Consider the following 18,153-nt stretch of genomic DNA (forward strand, 5'->3'; position numbering starts at 1 on the left):
GTGGAATCACCACGCCAACGACGAGGGGCCCTGCCTCGTCACCACCCCCGCTGACCAGCCCATTTCACCCTCCAGCACAGGATGAAAGAGGTTCATTCAGGCCGTTTCTTGAGTTCCTCCGCCGCAAGTCGCAAGCATATGGCCAGCTCCCCCGCTTATCAGATGCTCGATACTCGTGTACTGCAGAGTTATTCCTGGACTGCGGACGTCTCTTCACCCCTGCCTCAGCGGTGAAGGCAGCAGGTGGACGTGGCCTTCTCCTCGGGACTGCTCTATGTCGAGGGTTGGGCTTTTTGATGCCAGGCGTCCGGTGATCCGCTCTTGGAGCGCAATCACCGGTGGCCTGGCCCAGGACGTGACCTGCCGCCGCCTGGCACGTGCTTATCTTGGGCTCCCTCTCAAGGTTGAGGCCATGGTGACGCTTATGCTGCAGCAGAACGTTCCCTTGGTACACGGGAACGGGATACTCACCCCTACGGCGCTGCAGTGGCTGCGCAACGGCGTACCGGAAGGCGCACTGGCGGGTGTCGGTCGGCGTGTGCCGGGCGGTGCTGAAGCTCTTTGTGATTGAGCCAGGGGCTGATCACGGCAGAGGTCCACGGGATGACATCCCAGGGGCCTCTGCCGCTTCTGCACTAAAGCGGTGACACTTGACACGACGAAGTTGTTTGCTGAATTACCGCCGTTTCTCCTATAGAGGCCGCGTATGTTGGGTAATCCTCTTCTCCCTGCTCGTTGGAGCCTTCTATGTTCGGCATCCACCCTCAATCGCGGTGCGCTGAGCGGTGTTCGTCGCATTCACGTGCCGTCGGAGTGCTAACAGTCGCGCGGCATCCGACGAACCCCGACACGAGTTACCCGGCTACTGCTTCCTTACGAGAGATGTCATGCCGCCGCGCGGCCGGCGCACCGAACGGCAGGCCAGACTTAACGCCGAACGCCCGGACAGGAGGACAGAGATGACGACTTCTCCCCCGCCCGGAGAGACCGAACAGGTATCGCAGCCCGCGAGGGACGAGCCGTTTGGCGCTGGAATGGCCTTCGGCTTTCTGCGCACACCGGTGGAACCGGGTGCGACTCCCGCGCCCAGGGACCTTGCGCAGGTCGGCGAGGTCCGGCGCATCTGCGACGCGAAGTTACGGGGTTGGGGGCTCCCCCAGCACTGCATCGACCCCGCCCTGTTGCTGCTGACTGAACTGGTCACCAACGCGATCTGGCACGGCTCCGGGCACACGATTGGCGTGCGTCTGTCCTGCACGGCCAGTGAGGTGAGGATCCAGGCGTGGGGTGGGCCGGTGAGCGCGCTGACGGCCCGCGCACCGGGCTCCCTCGAGGAGCACGGCCGTGGCTTGTTGCTCGTCGACGCGATCGCGGATGCCTGGGGCGTCAACGATGCCGGATGGGTCTGGTGCAGCATCATGATTAATTCCGCAGTGAACTGACGAGGCCCAAGGCCCTCCGAACCCCCCAGGAACTCTTCCCAGTACCAGCCGTTTGACCCCCTTGACCTTCTCCCACAAAGTCGGCAGTTCATGAGGCGTCACCTGTTCAGATGACCCGTTCGTCACGCTAAAGGGACAACATGCTCGTAAACGCAGATATCCCTTTAGAACAGACAGGTGAGGCAAGACAGATGAACAGGCAACTCACCAAGCGACTGCTGCTGGTAGCGCTCACACTCTCGGTCGGCGGCGTGGTTGAGGCCGCGCTGGGGCTGGTGGGCGCTCCGCAGGCCATGGTGACGGCTCCGGATGGATTCGCGTGTGACGGGCAGATCTTCCAGCCCGCTGGGTCTACCACCGCGGTCAGGCTCTACCAGGGCACGGAAAGGCCGGGAATCATCGCCTTCTCCAAGCTCGGGCCAGCCGGCCCCGGCTATAACGCGAGCGGCGTAGATCCCAAAACCCGGTACATCTTCGCAATCAACCGCAACACCGATCACCTGCTGCGGATCAACAAAGCCGGTTCAGTCACCGATCTCGGTGCCATCGCCGGCCTGCCCAGCGGGCCGAGCTACCACATCGGTGCGTTCGATGCCAAGGGACACTTCTACGTTACGGGAAGCAAGACCCCCTTATACAAGATCGACGTAGGAAAACGGAGAGTCCTCTCCAGGACCCAGCTGAGCTCCCCACTGGGTAAAGGTGCGGGCGATTTCACCTATTCTGCCGGGTATTTCTGGACTGTGACGGCTCACGGCAAAGTTCAGCGCGTCAATCCTTCTACCGGAGGAGTGTCGACCCTCACCAGCCCGGCGCCGTTGTCCCACAGTAAGGGGGTGAGGGGCGCCTTCACCTACGGAAACAATGATCTGGGGTTCTTCGGCAACGGCGGCCCTCTGTACCGCATCGCCGTGAAGAACCCGCGCAGGGCCGCACCCACCTTCGTGGTGCTGTCCTCACAGAGAGTGGCCGCCACTCGAGCTGTCGACGCGGCCGCATGTTTCGTGACACCTGCGGACCTGGCAGTGGCAAAGGTAAATCCGACTCAGGTCGACGCACGTGGCTCGATGAGCTACGACATCAAGGTGGCCAACAGTGGCCCGGCCGAGTCGTCGGGTTGGACTGTCAAGGACACCCTCCCCAAGGGCATGCGACACCCGGCCGCTTCCGGCCCGGGCTGCAAGATCTTCGGGGGTCAACTCTCCTGCACCGGTGGGAAATTGGCAGTCGGGGGCAGTGCCACCGTCACCGTGACGGGCACTGTCCCCCGATCCAGGTCTGGAGGCGTACGACTGGACAACGTCGTCACCGTCTGGGGTAACGACCCCGACCCCAAGCCGGAGAACAACACCACGGCCGCCAACACCAAGGTGATTGCCGTGCCGCTGATCGACCCGCCCGTCGGCGCGGCCACCAGCGCAGCAGTGAGCGCCTTCGGCATTGGCATCGTGCGCCGCCGCCGCGCAGGCAAGATGGCGTGCTGACTCGCCCCCTTGGAAACCCATTGAGGGGCAAGGTTGGAATTCGTGCCCCGGACCGTTGGGTCGTAACGGGTGCCCCTTCTCCCTGACCGCCGGGGGTCTGCGCTGACATGGATTTGTCGATTTATTCCGGGATCATCCGCGCGATCCGCACAGTTGGACCTCCAACGCCGACATCGATTCGCGACATATGCAATCCGCAGGGATATATGGGCATATGCCATTGGCGATCTTCGGCGAGGCCGAAAGTTTATAGCGGTTGGCTCGTAACCGTGGGGTCTGCGACGCGTTGGTCCGTTCATGAGGGAATTGAGGGGATCCCCCCAAGACGTGTCGAGTATGACCATCTTGTTTTGCCAAGGCACGGTTCCAGCAGTCGTGGACTGCCGTATCACCCGCTGGAAGGTTCGGCTCTGACGGTGGCTTCCTACAACATGATCCCATGTCCTTCGGCTCGACGTAATGGTTCCATTGCCAGGCTGCGGTGCGGGCACGCGCGCCCGGTCGGGGCACTGCCATTTCTCTGCAGCGCCAGCTGTCCTCGGGCAGTTCTCGCTTCTCAACGCCATGTGAGACACCGGTGTCACATGGTGGAGTGGTCCCGGCGTCACGTCCGGAGCTCCCGAGGGCGGTGACAACGGGGGTTCGCGCGTCTTCAGCGCCCAGGTGATGATGGAGGTTGCCCCGCGCGGCGCCTCAGAGCCATGAACTCCTCGTTCCAGCAGCCTCAACCTGCAGCAAATTCTCGATGGCCTGCGCCCGAGCTTGGTCGGGCTGCGGACCGAAGCGGACGCCACGCGCGCTGACATGGGCGCGACGGCTGATCTTGCACACGTGTGCCGAGCATGAAAGTGCTGTCAGTGAACTCACACCCCGCCCTGGGCGGAACAACACCGCCACCAGCCTGGTCGACACGTTCCCCGGCCCGTGGCCGGCTCCATCGCCGATCTCGCACCGCGACCGCCGCCACCAGCGAGGGGCAAGACCCACAATCCAAAGGCGCTCGCAGTGCCTCGCTCGGACTGCCCGTTCATCGATCGACCGGACGCATGGCAGGAGGGCTCCATGATTGAGGCCACGAAGAACTCGGGATGGAGAGAGCTCAAGAGCAAGTTGGAATCGAGAGTCGGTCACTACATGGCCGCCGTGGCAGAACGGCTGCTCTCTGACGGGCACCCCGTCAGCTCTCTTTATGCCTACGCCGCTTACCGCGAGGACGAGATCAGCGGCGACGATGTCGAGGGCAGCATTCACTTCAACAGGGCCTTTCAGGTAAGCCTTGACCGTTCTTCAGAGTCGTTCCTCCACTGGCACGGCAGATCAGGGTGGTGTTATCGGACCATCCCGGAGCCCACGAGCACTAGCTATTCTTCTGAGTACACACGGTGGCTTTGTGCCGGATTGTTGCCCTCTCCCGAACGAGTGGCCGCTTTCGTCTCTGCTGTTCGCGTCGCCCCGGACACGGCAGGAAGCGAAGAGCGTCCCTTCTACCGAGCTGCATGCGACCAACTCCACGAACTGACAGCCGACTTCCTGAGGTATGCTCCGGGACCGAGCCACAGTCCGCTTGCCCATGTCAACTACGAATACCGCTTCGTGGAGGCGCAGGGAGCCGCCTACCGTGACCGCGTTCTGAAGGCACTGCGATCTGGAGATGACAGGATCCTTTTCCTGCCTATCAGAACCAGCGAGCTGCATGCCCTGCGACATTTATTGGACTACACCGAAGCCGTCGGACCCCTCACAGGACCTGACGACCTTGCGCACTGCCTCGCACAAGACCTGTCTCACCGGATTCCGGGCGACCATCAGAGCGTGCATCGATACGGCGAGGCGCACGCTCTGGCCAGCCTGCCGGACGACCATGATCCGCCCGCGTAATCAGGGGATTCCGAGGCCCATGTGCACGGACACAGCGTTCGGATCTGGCTTCACTCAACAGCCTTGGCCGAAGGAACGCCCGATGTCTCCGACGTCAGCTCTTTTCGGCCCGCATCTACATCCGTCAGACAAGCGGTCTGTCTCACAGCCGGGCGCTCCTGGTGACGCCCTCCAAGTCACCGTACACCAGGGACGACCGCCGACAGAAGTCCGACGACGCCGTGGCACTGGCTGCGGAGAGTCCGACGTGTAGGTGCGGTTGTCCGGCGCGGAGGGCAGACGGAAGCCTGGTCGACGAGGGGGCGCTTGATAGCCGACACGCTGCGCCTAGCTGCCATAAGCAAGTCGGATGAAAAGGCGGTAGTAATATCAGAACCTCTACCGCTGCCCCGGACACGACGAAACGCCAGTATGTCCGAGACCAGGTGCGTCCTCATTCAAATGTCACCACCTTCGAGCACAGGCGGATCATGGAGCGTACGATGCCTGACACTTCCGAGCAGAATAATCGACTACCTGAGCCGCTACGGCGGATCCTCGATAATGTATGCGTCTGGCGGATCCATCGTCGCGCCTTCTGGACGCATTTACTCACAAGGGCGAGCGGAGCTAAGGGAGCATGAGTGAATACCAAGGGCCGGCACCGGCGGGACTCCGACGAGACCCCGCCCGCCCCACCTATGCAGGATGTCCAGGGTGCGCCCAGGATGCGCCGCCGGTGGTTCTTCTGGGTCTTCCTGGTTGTACAGGTAACTTTTCTGTTATGGATTGTCGGAGGTGCCCGCACAGGTGCAGGAACGCCACACCACTGCGGTATGCTAAGTCAACACGACTGCAATACAGCCCAGAACTTGGGCACGGCGTTCGGCGTTGGCCTGGTCATCGTATTCTGGGCGATCGTGAACATTATGATCGGCGTCACCTTCGGCGTAGTCCGATTCACCCGGCGCCCGTAACCCCCCGGAAGTGGGAACAGGGCCCCATACCCGCAAGCTGGGAAGGGGCCCTGCTGCGCCCCGTACGGCGGCCGGAGCAACCCACATGTTACTGATCAGTGCTGCCTTCGTCATGCCCAGGACGCAAGAACGGCCAGTGCGACCAGGTCGCTCGTCAACAGGCCCGGCCGGGTGGAAGCGGGCCCTGATCTTCTTCAGAAGTCCCAGATCAGTTCCGGCTTCAGGAGCAGGAGGCGGAGATTCTCTGTACCAACACGCACACGGTGCGAGGCGACCCGGTCCTTTTGACTGGTGTTACGCAGGATCGCGTCGGCCTGGAGTAGAGCATCAGGCAAGGAACGGTCGACGTAGCAGTTCACTCGGGAATCTCCGCTTGCCTTGAGCAGCATGTTGAGGTTTTTCGTGGTGATGCCCAGCGCCGGACCGCGCTGAGGCAGCCAGTACGCCGCGGGCCCCTTGCCTTCCCATCCGCTGCCGTCACGCCTCCGGGCCAGGCCCTGATCCTGCTCGACCTGACCGTCGACGGCGGGTCGCACGACACCCTTTTCGTCGCGAATGTGCAGCCGCCCACGGGAAAATGCTCTGCGCAGGACTTCTCCCACCGCGGTCGCCACCCCGTCCTGGGCGGTGCTCTGCGCTTCCATGCATGCCGCCTGCCGAACGAGTGACGCGGCGAGCGGAGCTGCCACGACGTCAACGAGCTCGGACATGCTCATCTCTGTGACGGCTGCGACGAGACCAAGGCCGGAAAGCATGCCGGCGGCGGCGGTGATGACGCCGTCCATCGTGTCACCCGGCTCCGGCAGCACTGCTTCCACGTGGGCACCGAGCTGTTCGAAAGCCCTCCTCTCAAGATCCGCGAGGTAGCCGTCGGCGTCCGGCAAAGCATGCAGATGAGCAATGACCTTGTCGCCAATGGTGCGAAGGGGCACAGTGAGGCTCTGTCCTCCCCCGGCCTTGTACCAGCGCCAGTCGACCTCGCCGCCGTCCCGCGAAAGGTAGATGACGACCGAACGTCGGTACAAGGACTCCTGCATGGTGGCAGGGAGCATCTGGGCGGCGATGACAGGGATGGACCGCACTCGGTTCGCTGGCTTGGCCGTCAGGTCGCGGTTGCGACGCCCCTTGATCTCTGTCGCGTTTCCTGCCGCGCGGATGACAAGTTCGAGCTTCTTCTCCATCTCACGCACCTGCGAAGCGGACGAGGCTCTGGTGAGAGGGATGTCGTCGAGGAGCGTCGGCATGTCCCCCTCGAAGTCGAGCGCGCACTCGATGTCCGTGGCGGTACTGCTCATGCCCTTGGTGGGGACAGGTGGCCAGGCATGGGGCCGTGGCGTGAGCAGGAGGCTGCGAGCGGTGTTGGCGGCCGAGGTTTTGCCCGAGTTGGGTGCGGCGTCAAGGACGAATGCCGCCGACACCGGACGCAGTGAGTACGCAAGGGAACGCGCGCCAACTGCCAGCGCCATCAGGGAGGCCCAGCCGTGGCAGGCGATGTCGGCGACTGCCCGTCGGCACTCGGCGTCCGTCGCGGCGCGCTCAAGGGGGACTGCGGCCTGCCGTACGGACTCCGGCGCACCGATGACGCGAACGGAGCGGCCGCTTGGATAGCTGCGGCCGTCCGCGTACACGTAGGTCAGACCAACGTCGGGCAGACGGTGCCAGCCGGTGTGAGCCACCACGGGCGTACGGGGAAGGCGCTTGCCCTGGTCGGTGATGATGTTGATGAGGACTTCGCGAATAGCGCGCGAAGCAGCACCGCTGTCATCGCTGAAGTCGTTCCAGCCATCGGCCGTGCGCAGGTCCGACAGGCTCTTGGTGAGGGTGTCCGCACCGATGGTGATGGTGTAGTAACGGCCGGCGGACTTTCCGTCCTCGCCGATCAGGACCAGGCGCTCGGAGACATACGGTGCCCAGTCCAGAACGACGTCCCAGCCGCCTTCTTTACCGCGGTTGACCTTCCAGACTGTGCCGTGATCGTCATTGGCCTCGTAGTACCAGCCGGCGGACCCGATGACTGGCCGGCCTGGAGGGACTGCCGTGTCCTGCAGTGACTGCTGCGGCGTGGGGTCACCGTTCCGGTGGCCAGGTTCACCGGGGTGCTGGTGAAGGTATCCCACGGTCCCGGTCGAGAGAGGTCCTCCCTCGATGCCCCGCACATGCCGGGGCGCTACCGACACACTGCCTCCGAGGCGGACTTGGGTTGTCGTCACTGATCCCCCTCCCAGAACACGATCCGGGGGAGCTGCTGCGCCTGGGCCTGCACGATCTCGGTCAGGAGGTCCTTGAACGCGAGGGATTCCCAGAGATCGATCGTCGTGAACTGTTCCCAGCCCTTGCCCTCTGGAAGATCCCTGTCAGAGAGGAGAGCCAACTGCTGGTTCACGCGAACTACATAGTGCTGCCCGCAGCAAGCGCCATCGGCATTGAGTGCTGTAAGCCTGGCAAGGACCTCTGGGCACCAGGACAGGACTTGCCCTGCGTGATCTTCACGTCCATTCCAGATGCCGCCCTTCTGACGTTGTGTGGGGACTGCGTACCACCACCCGATTGAGCCGGGGATGGCCGTCAGAGCAGGTGGAGCTCCGTCGTTGGGCGGAGAGGAGGTGGAGACGACCCTATGGAGACTTGGGTGTCGGCTCCACCGAGTTACCGCAGACATGGGTATTCTCTTTCTCCTAGCAGTGCGTTCGTCACGTTTGCGGCCGATGAGCGAACATGGCCCGATTGACGAACTATCTGGTTGGCGCCGACCCGACATGCTTCTTGGCGGAGGTGCGACGGGTCGGTGCCCTTCTCAGCTAAGCAATAGCCGTTGCATCGTGGTTCCCATCCTCGAGTCTGGCGCGCATGATTTCCCACACCAGGCTCTGAAGTTCCTGCGCTGCCCTGATGACCGCCTGGGGATCTTCGGCGATGAATCGCGCGGACCGTTCGGTCAACAGTCCAACGGACATGGCAGCGGCCATCCGTCGTCCGTTCTCCTGGGAGATCCCCCTGCGGACTGCATGCCCCGGGACTCCAGCGGTTGCTGCGACCGAAGCCACCGTGGGGCGTGTGACCGTACCTGACAGCTGGGCGATTTCCCCTGCCGTGAGGCCTGGTCGGCGGTCAGGACCCCGGTGTGATCTGCTCTCCAAGGTGTCTCCCCCTCAACTCCGATGGAAAATTGGGCAGACATCAACTTACCGTCCAGGCGCACACCTAAGGGCCGAGACCCACTGGATTACGCGACAAGTTCACCGTATCGGGTACAACATGTCTTGAGTAGCGGCGATTCTTATGTTCGCGCTCACCGACGCACCGGCCCCCTTCCATCACAATCGGACAAGCCGACCACATGGCTGACCATCTAAGCCAACCGCATCTTTTAAGCTATTTTTTTACCTTTGGTTTCGGGGTGTTGTTGTCCTGAGGGAGCGTGCCCAGCCACCGGCTGGACTATGTCCCGAATGAAGGATGGGTGACCACCGGTAATTGCACAGGTCAGTAGCCAGTCCAGGCGCACACAGAGGTACGCCGCAGAGGAAGAAAGATCAGGTCACCAGCCGCGCCAGAGTCCGCCGCTCGCTTCTCTGGATGGCTAAGCCTCACCAAGAAAAGAGAAGCCCGCTGGGGCAATCGGTCAGTAGATGCAATGGAGTAGGAGTGGAGGGACTCGAACCCTCACGCCATAAGGCACCGGAGTTTGAATCCGGCGCGTCTGCCAGTTCCGCCACACTCCCCCGGGGTTCGGCTAGCCTACGCTTGCTCCAGAGGTCAGCCGAGCAATATATCCGAGCTGCGCCACATTATCACAAGCGTCCGAGAAAGAGGGGCGACAGCTGTCGTAGCGTGAGGCTACCTTTCTTGAAACTCGAACCAATGGCTAACACGTCAAGAGAGGGTCCCTCACAGAACTCGGCGCGTGGTAGAGCGCAATGAAGCACTGTCAGGAGCACGAGGAACGGTTTGCGTGCGCGGTCGCGCATGGGCGGTGCTGAAAGAGCCCGCGTAGTGCGAGCGGGTAAACGGCATGGCGCCTTCCCCAGCCCTGCCGCCCCAAGGCCAGGGCCTCAGGTCCGCCATGGTGTCCGGCACTGACGCCGGCTGGCGCCGACACCGCCACCGTGAGCCTTCAGCCGATGGCGCAGCTCACCTCACGGGGTGACAGACGCTATGGCCGCGGGCCCACTCTGGGACCGAGGCGTCTTCGCGCCCGGCTTTTTAGGCTCGATGGTGCGGGGGTCGACAGCTTCTCCTGGGGCACCTTCGCGGTACAGGCCGTGGGGCAGGCTGTCGCGGTCGTGCGGAAGCAGAAAGAAAACGCGACGCTTGTAGAGCCCGCTGTCGGGGTCAGGTTCAGCCTGATCGTCGAGCTGGGCGTAGCCAACCATGCGGCCGTCTCGCTCGTAGGGTGGTCTGGTGTTGCGTCGCTTGGTTTTATCGAGGGCCTGGCGGACGTAGTCCAAGTCATCGAGGTTCTCCAGCCAGACCACGCGTGCCTCGTGGGTGAGATCGCCCTCGGTCAACAGCGAGCTCATGGCTGCAGCCCCTCCTTGGTTAGCGTGTGGCCGTGCCAGTCCTGGTGTGTACGCGCGGTGGTACCCACACACCGGCTGATGTCTGACGGCGATGTCAGGGCCGCCGTAAGCGGGGGCCTGGTGTTCATCCTAGAGGTGCCTTCGGCGGAGGTGTAGGCCGAGCGGTGCGGTGTCCGCCATACTGAACGGTATGTAGTCATTCGTTCACTACCAACGCGATGTTGGGATAATACTTTCGGCCGTTGGACTTGATCATGTCGGTTGGTGAGGCGAGGCCGACTTCCTGGCGGACTCGGGTGGCGAAGGCACGCGGGCTGGCGGGGCGGATGCCTTCGCCCGCACCGCACCACGAGCTGTAGGCCGTATAGAGAAGACCCTGTTCGACGCGGAGGTCCGGCTGGGTGTCGGTATCGCGAGTACAGCATTCCGCCATGAAACGGCCGATGTGGTCTTCGGTATTGGCGTAGGCCGTGGTGGCGATACGGACGCGGTCGGGTCCCTCTAGGGGGTCGCGGGTGGTGAGATAGCGGCGCGCTCCTTCGATCAGCCACTGCAGGATGCCGGGACCTTCGTCACGGACGAGTTCGAAGGCGAGGTTGTCGATTTTACGTTCGTCGGGAACGACGCGCTCGAAAGGCAGCAGTCGGATGCGGCGCCAGAAGGCGAAGCCTCCTGTGGACACCTCTGGCCGATGGTTGCCCAGTAGCCAGAGGTGGTGAGTGGGGGTGAAGGAGAAGTAATCCTGCCGCATCCGGCGGGCCTTGATCTTGTCTCCGCCGGTCAGAAGTCGGACACGGGCTTCGTCGAACTTGTCGTTGGGCTTGAGCTCGCTGCATACGATCAGCCGGCGACCGTGGAGTTCGGTGAGTTCGGTGGAGTGCTCGGAGAAGGCGCCGCGGTCCATGAGGAAGCCGGGCGGAGCCGCATCCGCGTAATCGCCCAGGATCTGAATCATCGTATCGAGCAGGACCGATTTTCCGTTCTTGCCCTGCCCGTGGAGGAACGGAAGGACCTGCGCGCCGACATCACCCGTGACCGAGTAGCCCAGGAGGAGGTGCAGGAAATCGATCATCTCCCGCCCTTCGGCTTCCTCACCGAACGTGTCGGCCAGGAAGCGGTGCCAACGGGGGGTCTCCATCTTTTCAGGGGCGACGCTGGTGGCACGGGAGTGGAAGTCGCGGGTTGGGTCGGGTTTCCGTAGCTGGCCAGTGTGCAGATTGACGACACCTGCGGGAGTGCACAGGGCGTATGGGTCGCCGTCGAGGGTGTCGGGGTCAACTGAGAGGTCTGGGGATGCCTTGGCCTGAACCAAGAGCGCCTTCATGCCGGTGGTGGACAGAGTCCGCTTCTTGTGGAGCAACAGCTCTCGATCGCTGAACAGACCCCGCGGGTCGCTTTCGGGCATACCCTCAGCCATCTCACCGGCTGCCCAGAGCGCGGCCTTCTCTCCTCCGGTCCGCTTCCAGCGGTAGCCGTCCCATGCAAACCAGCCGAGGCCTTCGACATGGCGGAACTGGTCACGGTACAGCTTGATGAACAGCCGGGCGTTGCCGCGGTCGGTGAGAGATGGCGGAAGTTCCCCGTCCGACTGCCAGCTCGCGGGGAGTGCAGCGGGTGAAGCCTGGGCAGGCAGCAAGGCGGCGGATCGTTCCGCGGCCTGAAAGTCGAGCATCTGCTGAGCGGCAGCATGTGCGTCGAAGCGCGGTGTGCTCTCGGCGCTGCTCATGAACGTCCTTCGAGATGGAACGGGCGGGCGGCCCCCGCAGAAAGGCCGTCTTCCATGATCTTTTCGTTGCGGACGGTCTGCCAGGGGCGAGCTCGGTTGGCGGCTTCGAGCAGGAGGTCGCGAGCTATGACCTCGTCGAGGTGGCCAGCAGCCACAAGTCCTCCTGCGGTATAGGCGGCCCGGTTCAGCTTCTCAGTGAAGCCAGCACCTTCAGGCACCGTCTCACACTGCGTGACTTCCGAGATAAGCACGGAGAGTGCGCGGTGCGCCGCGCCAGGCTTAGGGGGACGACGACCGTGAGCCACGACACCGGACTGCTGTGGTGACCGGGGGGCTATGACGTGGCCAGTGCGGACAAGTTCCGTCCGCAGCCACTTCGGCAGGGGAGCCGGTATCCGGGTGGGGCCCTCGGGTTGGTAAGTCCCGTGGTTCGTGCGCGTGGTGGGAGCAATGATGTAGCCACCATCGGCCCGGACGTCGACCTGCCAGGCGAGAGCAACCTTGGTACTTGAACCAGTTGAGCAACGGAACCGGACAGCGGGGTCAGGGTTTCGATACCAGACGTGCAGACCACCCGAAGGCGTGCGCACACGCAGGGTGGTGTCGTCATTCGCGGGATCCGGCTCCTGCCGGAAGGCGGCCAGCAGGGCGAGTGTGTCGAATCCCGACGCAAGGCCGGTGAGATTCACCGCGTCTGGGATAGGGATGCCTGGGAGCAAACGCCTGCGGTCCGGCACTGGCGCCGGGTGCGCATCGATGTCAATGACGACAAGGTCTGCCGGACCGCAGGCAACCCCCACACCTGAGGCAGGGGTGTCGGTCCACCAGCTGTCGATGTACTGCGGGTCGGTGGTAGCCGCGTGGAAGCCGTGGCAGGGTCGTCCCGCGGAGAGACAAGGACACGTCTTCGGGTCGTGACGCCGGTCCTTGCAGTCGGGACAGTTTGCCGCCGGCGTTTTCCGGCCGGGAGCCAGGGGATGAACGGGCCAGCCCTGGGCAGCACACCAGCGAGCTACGGCGTGCGGTGTCGTAGGCGTTGCCCGGGGGGCAGGCGTACGGGTGTCACCGAGGCGCGCCACTGAGTCGTCCTTGTCTGGTTCTTATCTGTTCGGTCCCTGGGGAAAGCACCAGGCCACAAGGATGAATGATGCTATCTCAGGGACCGAAGGGACTGTGTTTTCGAAGAGAGTCTAGGGCCGCGTGGGCGCAGGACTGTGGTAGCTCCCGCACGTATCCGTTTCTATCAGCTCCGCTAGTCCCTTGAGTCCCTTCGATCCCTATGGCGGGGCTTGTTTCTTCCTAAAGGACACTGTTTGTACCAATTTAGGAGCGACTCAAGGGACTCAGCCTGCTCAGGGGACTCAGCCTGGTGCGGGGGGCGGTCCCTGCCGGACAGGGACGCAAAGGGACTCAGGGACTGAAGCACATGGTCGCTGCAGCTCGCCTCTGGGCGTGTCAGAAAGGCCGACCCCTCAAAGACGCCTGCCCCTGGGGGGTCAGGGACCGACGCTCGCGTCAGTCCCTGACCTTTGAGTCCCTGAGAGTCTTTGCAGGTCAGAGCCATAGAGGCCGCCTCGCAAGGGACTGGAGGGACCGAGATTCCTAATTATGTACTGAACCTGATGCAGGGGGACATGCGCGTGCGCATGTACGTATCCATGCTCTAGCGCCGTAATAATTAGAGAAAACAGTCCCTTCAGTCCCTAGAGAAGGACTTGGGGGGCGGCGGCCCGCGGGCAGGCCTCAGTGTGGATGGAGCAGGACGCCGTCTCCGGCGAGCAGGGGCAATCAGGGTCTGCGCTGTCCGGGAGCGACTGCGGAGTCAGCCATCGAAGAAGCAGAAGCTCTTGTGAAGGGCTCCTACTCGTAACTAGTCTCCAGACTCCGGCTCCAGAACTCCTCGAAGGCAGGTTGTTCCGACTGGAGAGCCTGCAGGTACGTGGCCAGGCAAGCGCTGATGATCTCGAACGGTTGAGTCTTCAGGTCGGGCATGGTCTTGAGGATGTCCATCATGCGGCTGACCCGCTGGTTGACCCGGATGCGCAGAGGGCACTGTGCGCGCGGCTTCTTCAGAGATGCGACGGCGGGGTCAGCGAAGATGTAGTCCCGATAAGACAGGCCGTCATGGGCCAGTTCCCAGATGATGTCCCGGTCAGTCTCCAGAGCATGCACGTTGGTGCCCTGGGGGTTGAGAGCTCCAAGCGCCCGTTCGAGGACTGCGTCGATGTAGTGGGCGGGCGTGAACCGCGGTGTCGGAAGGTTCACTGCCGTCATTACGGCCTTGTCGACAGTGATTCTGTCGGCGAGCTCTTGGGCAGTGAGTCCATAGAGCTGGATGTTACGTTTCTGATAGGCCTCCTTCCCTGACTGGGCAAGGGTGTACGACTCCAAGAGCGAGGCATAGCAGGGCGCTTTGGACAGCAGCTCCTTGAGCCGTTCCTCTCGTCGAGACCGAGTTTGGGCGTTTTCGAACGCATGGCTAGCTGCCCGCCTTGGGCGGCGTGCAGGGCCCGCTGAGCCAGCAGATGTGGTGCTCCAGGGCCGGGTCTCGTGGGTCCCCGTGGCGCTGGTCCGGACTGCAGGGCTGACGCTGGTCGGAGCGGCGCTTCGCCTGCTGGTAGCGGTGATGTCACCAGCTGTGAGCATGGTGCTCGGCTGCCAGTCGGTGTCCTGCGAGGTAAGAGCTTTCAGCGGCTTGGATGTACTGACAGCCCGTGCCGCAGGTGCTGAGAAGGGCTGTTGTGCAGCAAACGGATCGACTTTTGCCAAGGCGGCTGGCTCGGCGCTGAGTGAGGTGGAGCTGCTCAGAGAAGGCAAGACTGAGCCTGCGGGGGGTTCTTCGCGCCTCTCTCGGCTCTGATCGGGGGTTGTGACCGTGGAGTCCACGGATCCGCTCGGCTCATGACGCAAGGCGGCAGGTGGCTGGGCATGGTCTTGCGTGGGCAGGACGGGTGCCGGCACTGACTCCATCGCCCCGGCGGCGGGTTGTTTCGAAGTGAAAGAAGCGAGGTCCAGTGGCGGAAGCTCATCATCCACGTCGCCGCCGAGTCCTTCGAGGTCAACCGTCGGCATCAGAAAATGTTTGGGGGATGCCTTGGCAGCAGCGTTCTTCTTCGGAGTGCCCTTGGGTGTGACCTTCGAGCGCGTTCCTTGTGAGCGGCTTGCAGTCATGCGGCTCTGCCTTCTTTCTGGGTTCGACCCAGCCATTCGTAGTTTTGCGGTACCCGGAGGAGCTGGGTGTGGCTTTCATGCGGCTGTCGGCAGGGGCTCGGGAGGCTTGGCTGGCAGCCGGCCCACGATGAACCCGAGTTGCTGAAGCTGCTGGGGGACGCCCTGGTCCTCGCCGGGGGACGGGATGTCCCGTGGGCGCTGGCTATGGCTGCCGACGGCCCTGGCCAGCTGAGCGCCCTGCTGGTCCCCCGGCCGGGAGCTGGTCTCCATCCCTGGCATCGTGGCCAACCGGGCTTCCGGCAGTTACCGAGGCGCGGGCAAGCCCAACGCCTGGGGCGCCCGGTGATCGCCGACCGGGTGGGCGCGCGGCGCGGCTAGTAGCCGATCGGGTTCGGCGACGACGCGAGCATCGAGCTGAAGCTGCTGACCGAGTGCCGCGTCGGCCTTTCCGACGACCGCACCCGCACTACCAACTGGCACAGGGTCTGCTGAACAACCTGTTCCCGGCTCTCGAACGCGCCCTGGACATGGGCACCACCGGAGCATTGCTGCTGTTGACGGGCTACCAGACCCCTCGGCGACGCGGCGCACCGGCCGCGCCTGCCTGACGCCCCTGCGCCCGGCCCTTGGCTCCGCCCAAGGCCCTCGCAGCGAAGGCCGCTGGGGCCGCCGAGCGGCAGCACACCGCCGTCTACCAACTCACTCCCAAAGTCATTGCAGCGACTCGACGTCAGCAATGGGAAGCCTCATCGCCATGCAGCTCCTGGTTTCGCTGCCGGACCAGTTGAATCACTTGGGTGGCCACGCTGATGTAATCGCCGGCGAGATCGAGCGCACGCTTTGGATCGGCGTAGCGTCCGTTCTCGTCGCGCGGCCTGTCTACGGGCTTGCCAGTGTCGCTGTCGAGGAGCTGTCCCGCTGCGGCAAGGGCAAACTCACCTGCAGGCATACCATAGTTGCGAGCCAGATTGGCTGTGGTCGCCCCGTCGCGAATGAAGGCGCTCACCAACACCTCTCGGCTGATGTGCGCCCGGTCCAACAGAATGCCGATCTTCTCGCGAAGATTCGTGAGTTGACTGGTGGGCTGGTCGTTGACTCTGCGGTAGCCGAGGAAGACGAGCGAGACGATCGCCACCTCATGGTTGAGACGCCTGATCTGACGTACGAGAGTGGCTAGGGTACCGAGGCCCTCGATCACCGCGTTGTCTGAGCCCTTCATCGGTGCAATGAGGTGGGTGCAGGCGGCCAGACCCATCCGTTGGATCATTTTGTCGCCCGGAGAGAAGTCGAGCAAGATCCAGCGGTATCGGTGCGAGATCTGTGCCAGGAGGGCCGCCAGCAGTAGGTAAGACGTGATTCCGTACTTGTCGGAAAGCTTGGTTACGGATGACGGGATGTCAGCGTTGTGACACCCGGATACGACCATGTCGAGGTAGGGGCGTACACCCTGAACGACTTTGAGGCCCTTGTCTTCAGTCAAAGCTTCAAAGAAACCGAGTCCATCATCGTCGAACTCGCTGCCTCGGATGCCGAGATTGAGTCGCCCGTTGCCGTTGCTGTCGAGCTCGATGTAGAGGATGGGCTTGGTCGGCTTTCCCTGTCTGTCCTTCTCCTTCTCAGCTTCGGCCAGAACGTACGCCAGGTTGGTGGTGACAGTTGTCTTGCCTTCGCCACCCTTGCCGATCGTAGCCCCAATGACGTTCCGAAGCCGGGGACGCAGCTGCCTCACCAGAGCGTCGATGTCCTCCGGGTCGGACATGTCCGAGAAAGTCTTGATGACGTTGAGGCGACTTGACAAACCGTCAAGATTAACTAGATCCATGGGGTATCCGTTCTGACTGGGTCTTGTCGATTTACATCTCCGTATGCCGGTGAGGCCACTTGATGAACCCTGAATAGGTAGGCCTCTCCTGACGCCGTGTGGAGACTACACGGCGCCAGGAAGGTTCAGTACACTTTCCGGGCCGTGTCGCGTGTCAGACGTTCACGCCTTATTTTCCGTCCCGGACGCGCCGAACCAGCTGGATGAGCGAGTAAGTGAGTGAAGTGTGTGAACTTGTGAAACTGCAGGTCAGGTGGTACTTTGAGTCCATTGCGCAGGGATTTCATGTTGGATGGGTAGGCGCCGCGCGGCCCATGCAGGTAATGGGGCGGCGAATGGAGCGATCAGGTAATGGCGGCTGCTACGGACCGCTGATATCAATCGGATTGACGTCTGCGTCATAATCAGATTGCGAGGGACTCTTTCACTGCAGGCTGCTGCGACCACCAGCCGTGACATGGCACGGGGTGCTCTTACGGCGTCTTGAGTGGCAATGACACGCAGCCTGCTAGCAAGCGTCCAACCAGACATGGGAGACATACACCGTGCGCAAGATGACGAAGGCGGCCGTCTTAGGGGCCGTCACTACTTCACTGGCCCTGACCAGTGCGTTGGGTGCCGCAGCAGCCCACGCTGCCGACAACCCGGCCGTGAATATTCCTATCCTGTCGAACAATCTGGTCCAGGTGCCGGTGAACATTCCGATCAACGTGTGCGGCACTACCGTCAGCATTCTAGGCTTGGCGCCTTTGACGTCTAGCGGTGTGAGTACCTGTGTGCCTTCGCCACCTGTGGCCCCCCCGGCTGTGACTCCGCCGACCGTGCCGGCACCACCAGCGATTCCCGAAGTCCCTGTTGAACTGTAGGGATCTTCGAAAGATCCGCTGGTACTTCCCAATGGAAAGTGCCTTGCGGCCTCGGGACGGTCTTGGCGGGGCCGTTCCGAGACCGTGCTGATAGCGCTGACTGGGCACCGAGGCCTTCGTCAGGCAGCACCTAACGTTCTCCGCGAGCTCTACGCGGATTTACCCGACGGCCGCACACCAGGGCGTCGTCTTCCCGAGTGGCGGCACCACCGGCTCGCCAAAAGTGGCGGTCTACACGTGCGGTGAATGGCGGGCGATGCGCCGGTGGTTCGGGCACTGTCCTGCCCG

Annotated in this window: 12 protein-coding genes and 1 tRNA gene; 4 read left to right on the forward strand and 9 right to left on the reverse strand. The window is 63.0% G+C overall.

All coding sequences use genetic code 11. The features are described from left to right. Positions 1–959: 959 nt before the first annotated feature. From ACZ7GZ_RS37895 to ACZ7GZ_RS37905, 3 genes are all read left to right on the forward strand, one after another. Positions 960–1,442 (forward strand): ATP-binding protein, encoded by a 483-nt coding sequence (locus ACZ7GZ_RS37895; RefSeq protein WP_471031645.1) that lies wholly within the window; start codon positions 960–962, stop codon positions 1,440–1,442. Between the two features lie 191 nt (positions 1,443–1,633). Further along, positions 1,634–2,926, forward strand: coding sequence for a DUF6923 family protein (locus tag ACZ7GZ_RS37900; RefSeq protein ID WP_471031648.1), 1,293 nt, complete (start codon positions 1,634–1,636; stop codon positions 2,924–2,926). 1,062 nt (positions 2,927–3,988) lie between these two features. Further along, the gene (locus ACZ7GZ_RS37905) at positions 3,989–4,804 is read left to right on the forward strand and encodes a hypothetical protein (protein WP_360098517.1); all 816 of its coding nucleotides are present in this window, start codon (positions 3,989–3,991) and stop codon (positions 4,802–4,804) included. Between the two features lie 1,150 nt (positions 4,805–5,954). On the opposite strand, the gene ACZ7GZ_RS37910 is transcribed toward ACZ7GZ_RS37905, so the two are convergent. The 9 genes from ACZ7GZ_RS37910 to ACZ7GZ_RS37950 all read right to left on the reverse strand — a co-directional run bounded on the left by ACZ7GZ_RS37910 (position 5,955) and on the right by ACZ7GZ_RS37950 (position 16,999). Continuing rightward, positions 5,955–7,877, reverse strand: a complete 1,923-nt coding sequence (locus ACZ7GZ_RS37910; protein ID WP_471031650.1) for a hypothetical protein — start codon at positions 7,875–7,877, stop codon at positions 5,955–5,957. An 89-nt stretch (positions 7,878–7,966) separates the two neighbouring features. Then, positions 7,967–8,143: a hypothetical protein gene (locus tag ACZ7GZ_RS37915; RefSeq protein ID WP_360098520.1), complete on the reverse strand. Its 177-nt coding sequence runs from the start codon at positions 8,141–8,143 to the stop codon at positions 7,967–7,969. A 1,257-nt stretch (positions 8,144–9,400) separates the two neighbouring features. After that, a tRNA-Leu gene (locus ACZ7GZ_RS37920) sits at positions 9,401–9,482 on the reverse strand. 414 nt (positions 9,483–9,896) lie between these two features. After that, positions 9,897–10,280, reverse strand: coding sequence for a DUF6009 family protein (locus tag ACZ7GZ_RS37925; protein ID WP_471031652.1), 384 nt, complete (start codon positions 10,278–10,280; stop codon positions 9,897–9,899). A gap of 196 nt (positions 10,281–10,476) precedes the next feature. Then, the gene (locus tag ACZ7GZ_RS37930; protein ID WP_471031654.1) at positions 10,477–12,006 is read right to left on the reverse strand and encodes a DNA primase family protein; all 1,530 of its coding nucleotides are present in this window, start codon (positions 12,004–12,006) and stop codon (positions 10,477–10,479) included. Further along, on the reverse strand, positions 12,003–13,085 hold the full coding sequence (locus ACZ7GZ_RS37935) for a bifunctional DNA primase/polymerase (protein WP_471031655.1): 1,083 nt from the start codon (positions 13,083–13,085) through the stop codon (positions 12,003–12,005). The genes ACZ7GZ_RS37930 and ACZ7GZ_RS37935 overlap by 4 nt, the downstream gene beginning before the upstream one ends. Positions 13,086–13,866: 781 nt before the next feature. Next, positions 13,867–15,177 (reverse strand): hypothetical protein, encoded by a 1,311-nt coding sequence (locus ACZ7GZ_RS37940; RefSeq protein ID WP_471031656.1) that lies wholly within the window; start codon positions 15,175–15,177, stop codon positions 13,867–13,869. Between the two features lie 75 nt (positions 15,178–15,252). Beyond that, on the reverse strand, positions 15,253–15,447 hold the full coding sequence (locus tag ACZ7GZ_RS37945; RefSeq protein ID WP_471031658.1) for a hypothetical protein: 195 nt from the start codon (positions 15,445–15,447) through the stop codon (positions 15,253–15,255). Positions 15,448–15,907: 460 nt separating this feature from the next. After that, positions 15,908–16,999 carry a ParA family protein gene (locus tag ACZ7GZ_RS37950; protein ID WP_471031659.1) on the reverse strand — a complete coding sequence of 364 codons (1,092 nt, stop codon included), beginning with the start codon at positions 16,997–16,999 and terminating at the stop codon, positions 15,908–15,910. Positions 17,000–17,553: 554 nt separating this feature from the next. On the opposite strand from ACZ7GZ_RS37950, the gene ACZ7GZ_RS37955 reads away from it, so the two are divergent. Next, entirely contained in the window at positions 17,554–17,865 is a 312-nt protein-coding gene (locus ACZ7GZ_RS37955) for a chaplin family protein (RefSeq protein WP_471031668.1), read from the forward strand. The last annotated feature ends 288 nt before the right edge of the window (positions 17,866–18,153 follow it).

Source organism: Streptomyces sp. NPDC037288, from assembly GCF_055603265.1.

Coding starts and splice junctions, on each gene's coding strand:
- ACZ7GZ_RS37895 (WP_471031645.1), top strand. CDS start 960: ATGACGACTTCTCCCCCGCCCGGAGAGACCGAACAGGTATCGCAGCCC.
- ACZ7GZ_RS37900 (WP_471031648.1), top strand. CDS start 1,634: ATGAACAGGCAACTCACCAAGCGACTGCTGCTGGTAGCGCTCACACTC.
- ACZ7GZ_RS37905 (WP_360098517.1), top strand. CDS start 3,989: ATGATTGAGGCCACGAAGAACTCGGGATGGAGAGAGCTCAAGAGCAAG.
- ACZ7GZ_RS37925 (WP_471031652.1), bottom strand. CDS start 10,280: ATGAGCTCGCTGTTGACCGAGGGCGATCTCACCCACGAGGCACGCGTG.
- ACZ7GZ_RS37930 (WP_471031654.1), bottom strand. CDS start 12,006: ATGAGCAGCGCCGAGAGCACACCGCGCTTCGACGCACATGCTGCCGCT.
- ACZ7GZ_RS37940 (WP_471031656.1), bottom strand. CDS start 15,177: ATGACTGCAAGCCGCTCACAAGGAACGCGCTCGAAGGTCACACCCAAG.
- ACZ7GZ_RS37945 (WP_471031658.1), bottom strand. CDS start 15,447: ATGGAGACCAGCTCCCGGCCGGGGGACCAGCAGGGCGCTCAGCTGGCC.
- ACZ7GZ_RS37950 (WP_471031659.1), bottom strand. CDS start 16,999: ATGGATCTAGTTAATCTTGACGGTTTGTCAAGTCGCCTCAACGTCATC.
- ACZ7GZ_RS37955 (WP_471031668.1), top strand. CDS start 17,554: ATGACGAAGGCGGCCGTCTTAGGGGCCGTCACTACTTCACTGGCCCTG.